At 55.5% G+C, this 3,033-nt stretch carries 4 protein-coding genes; all 4 read right to left on the bottom strand.

Annotated elements, in window-relative coordinates:
- On the bottom strand, positions 1-279 hold a 279-nt coding region (locus CAK78_RS10530; RefSeq protein WP_441296586.1), incomplete at its 3' end, for an acylneuraminate cytidylyltransferase family protein.
- Positions 279-1,331 (bottom strand): nucleotidyltransferase family protein, encoded by a 1,053-nt coding sequence (locus CAK78_RS10535; RefSeq protein ID WP_094697225.1) that lies wholly within the window; start codon positions 1,329-1,331, stop codon positions 279-281. The genes CAK78_RS10530 and CAK78_RS10535, both read right to left, overlap by 1 nt.
- 12 nt (positions 1,332-1,343) lie before the next feature.
- Positions 1,344-1,988, bottom strand: coding sequence for an acetyltransferase (locus tag CAK78_RS10540; protein WP_094697226.1), 645 nt, complete (start codon positions 1,986-1,988; stop codon positions 1,344-1,346).
- The coding region (gene neuB / locus CAK78_RS10545; RefSeq protein ID WP_094697227.1) for an N-acetylneuraminate synthase at positions 1,981-3,033 on the bottom strand (1,053 nt) is incomplete at its 5' end. The genes neuB and CAK78_RS10540, both read right to left, overlap by 8 nt.

Genomic DNA, 3,033 nt, shown 5'->3' on the forward strand with positions numbered 1-3,033 from the left:
CCATTGCACAACATAAGAGACCACATCGTTGGTCGTGGCCGTATCACTCGCGAGCTCAGTAGGGCGCAACCCCGGGAATATCACACCAGAGTCTTGCATCGCAATATCAGCAATCGCTTGGCTATCTGTACTGACGATCACCATATCAAACTCACCACTGGCAAGTGCAGCTTGCGTTGTCCAACGGATGAGTGGTTTTCCCGCCAGCGGCTTTATATTCTTTCCAGGCAGGCGTTTACTGCCACCTCGAGCTGGAATAATCGCAATATTCAGGGACATTACACCAACCCCTTGATATCGAGCTGCGCCTTGTGGAAGTCATCCATACGGCCGATGTCGAGCCAGTATTCGTGTATTGGGAACATCAATACATCTTCCTGCTTGGCTATTTGTTGTTCAAGCAGAGTGGGCATATCGATACGCTCTTGCTTAGGTACATTCGTGAATAATTTCGGGCTGACCACATAAATACCAGCATTGACAAAATAGCGCTGGATAGGTTTCTCCTGCATTTCAAGAATGCGGTGCCCGTCTCCACTGATTACCCCATAAGGGATCTGATAGTCATATTCGCGAACACACATAGTGGCCACTGGCTGGTACTTGTTATGGAAATCGAGTAGGCGATTGAAATCGACTGTAGTGAGTACATCGCCGTTGATCATGATAAGCGGCAGGGCAGGAATATCGGCAGGAAGCAGGCCCAAAGCACCACCAGTTCCCAAAGGGGTTTCTTCATGCACATAGCGAATATTGGCTCCCCAAGCAGAACCGTTTCCAAAATAGCTGGTAATCTGCTCAGGCATATAATGGGTGGAGATGTAGATATTCTTGAAACCCGCTTTGAGGAACTGGTTCAGCAGGGTTTCCAGTATGGGTTTATCCCCCACCTTGAGCATAGGCTTGGGGCAGCTGTCGGTGAGCGGGCGCAGCCGGGTACCGAATCCTCCCGCCATGATGAAGACGGGGTTATCATAGCTCGGCGTTTGTGCTGCCTGTTCCCAAGTTTCCAGCCCAATCAGCCTGCCAGCATCATCCACTACCGGCAGGGAAAGAATGCTGCGCTCGTGCATGATCTCCAATAGTTGTGTACGGGCCATCTTGGCAGAGACGGTGATAGGAGCGGTGTTCATCACGGTCGTAACGCTTTGCGTCAGAGCCACATTGTTCAGGATGGCACGGCGGATATCACCGTCAGTGACCACACCCAGCAGGTGCTGATCTTCATCGACGACCAGGCAGACCCGTAGCGCCTCAGCATTGATCACGGCCAGGGCATCACGCACCGAACGTTCGGGCGACAGCACCACTTTTTCCCAATTCTTGCTCATCCAATCCATCCTTTACTGCTTGATAGGCATCACGCTGCCCCGGGCAACGTATGCAATCTGCTTTTCTCCAAGAGGGCGCGTCAGCGTAGCGCCAGCTCCGACCACAGCATCAGTGCCAATTGATATGCCCTGGATCACTGCGGCACCCGTGCCGATATGGACTCTTTCGCCTGTTACTACACCACCGGATAATACAGCCCCCGGTGCAACATGATTGTCACTACCCAAGTGGCCATCGTGATCCACAATGGCGCCGGTATTGATGATGCTGTTGGCTCCAATCCGAGCACCAGCCTGAATGATGGCCCCCGCCATGATCTGGACACCCTCTTCCAGCACGGCGTAATCAGAGACCATGGCCTTCTCGCTGATGACCCTGGCAAAGCGGTAGCCAAGGGCTCGATATCGGGCAAACAACTCGGCCCGCAACGAGCTGCCTGGCAGGGAGCCGATACCATTGATCAACTCAACCTCATCCGGGCGATGAGTCAATATCTGTGTCTCGTCGTGCCAAAGGGGAATATCTGCCAGTACGGCGCGTGATACACCTGTAGCGGGTGCAACCAAGGCGAGAGGAACCACCCCCTGGCTACGCAACATGTCGACCAGCACGGAGGCATGCCCGCCAGCCCCGAGCACAATAACTGGTTTATTCACGGATAGGTTCACCCGCCAGATATGCACGTTTAGCCGGTTGCCCCAGGAGCTGCCAGTAGGCATAGGGGCTCATCCCATCGCCCGGGCGCTTGATGGCGAGGTTGTCGGCACAGAGGATGGCCCCCTCCTCAATGTCGCAGGCAGCCACCAGGCTCTTGCGTGCGATCTCTTTGTTCTTGAACTCACTCGGGCGAGGCCCTTTGATGCCGTCTCCCAGTGCCAGCTCCACATCGCGGATCCCTTTCACCATGGCGGCCAGTTCATCGGGTTCTAGCGAAGCCTTGTGATCAGGCCCTTCCATGTTGCGATCCAGCGTGAAGTGCTTCTCGATGAGGCAGGCTCCTCGGGCGACTGCAGCCACCGGGATGGTGATGCCCTGGCTGTGATCCGAATAACCGACCGGCAACCGGAAGGCGTGCGACAGGGTATCCATGGCTTTGAGGTTAATATCCACCATGGGCGCTGGATATTCAGTCGTGCAATGCAGCAGGGTCACCTTGCTGGCAAGGGCAGCCTGGCCAGCCTCACTGGCATAGGCAGCCATGAAGGCAGCCTCCCCCGGTTGAGCATCAAGCGGAGCCGTCAAACCGAAGGCAATAACCCCCAGAGCCGCTTCCACTTCAGCCAACGTGGCCATGCCGGTCGAGACGATCAACTCGCAGCCAGTGCGGGCATGGGCCAGTACAAATGGAGCATTGGTCAACTCCCCGGAAGGGATCTTCAGTGTCTGCAATTTCAACCGGTTTACCAGGAAGTCCAGGCTCTCGTTATCAAAAGCGGTGGACAGAAACTCGATGCCGAGCGACTCGCAATGGGCGATCAGGCGAAGATGGGCATCGAACGAGAGTTCAAGGCGGGAGAGCATGGCAAACTGACTCTCCTCCTTGCCGGTATTCGCGGTTTGATAAGCCGCCTGTTTGGCCTGTCGAGTCACCAAGTTGGCAGCCTTGAAGGTCTGAAACTTGACGACATCGACGCCTGCCTGGTGGGCGGCATCAATTAGCGCCACGGCGAGTGCTTCATCGCCATTATGGTTGACGCCGGC

It is taken from the genome of Aeromonas sp. A35_P (assembly GCF_002259925.1).
Taxonomy (GTDB): domain Bacteria; phylum Pseudomonadota; class Gammaproteobacteria; order Enterobacterales; family Aeromonadaceae; genus Aeromonas; species Aeromonas dhakensis.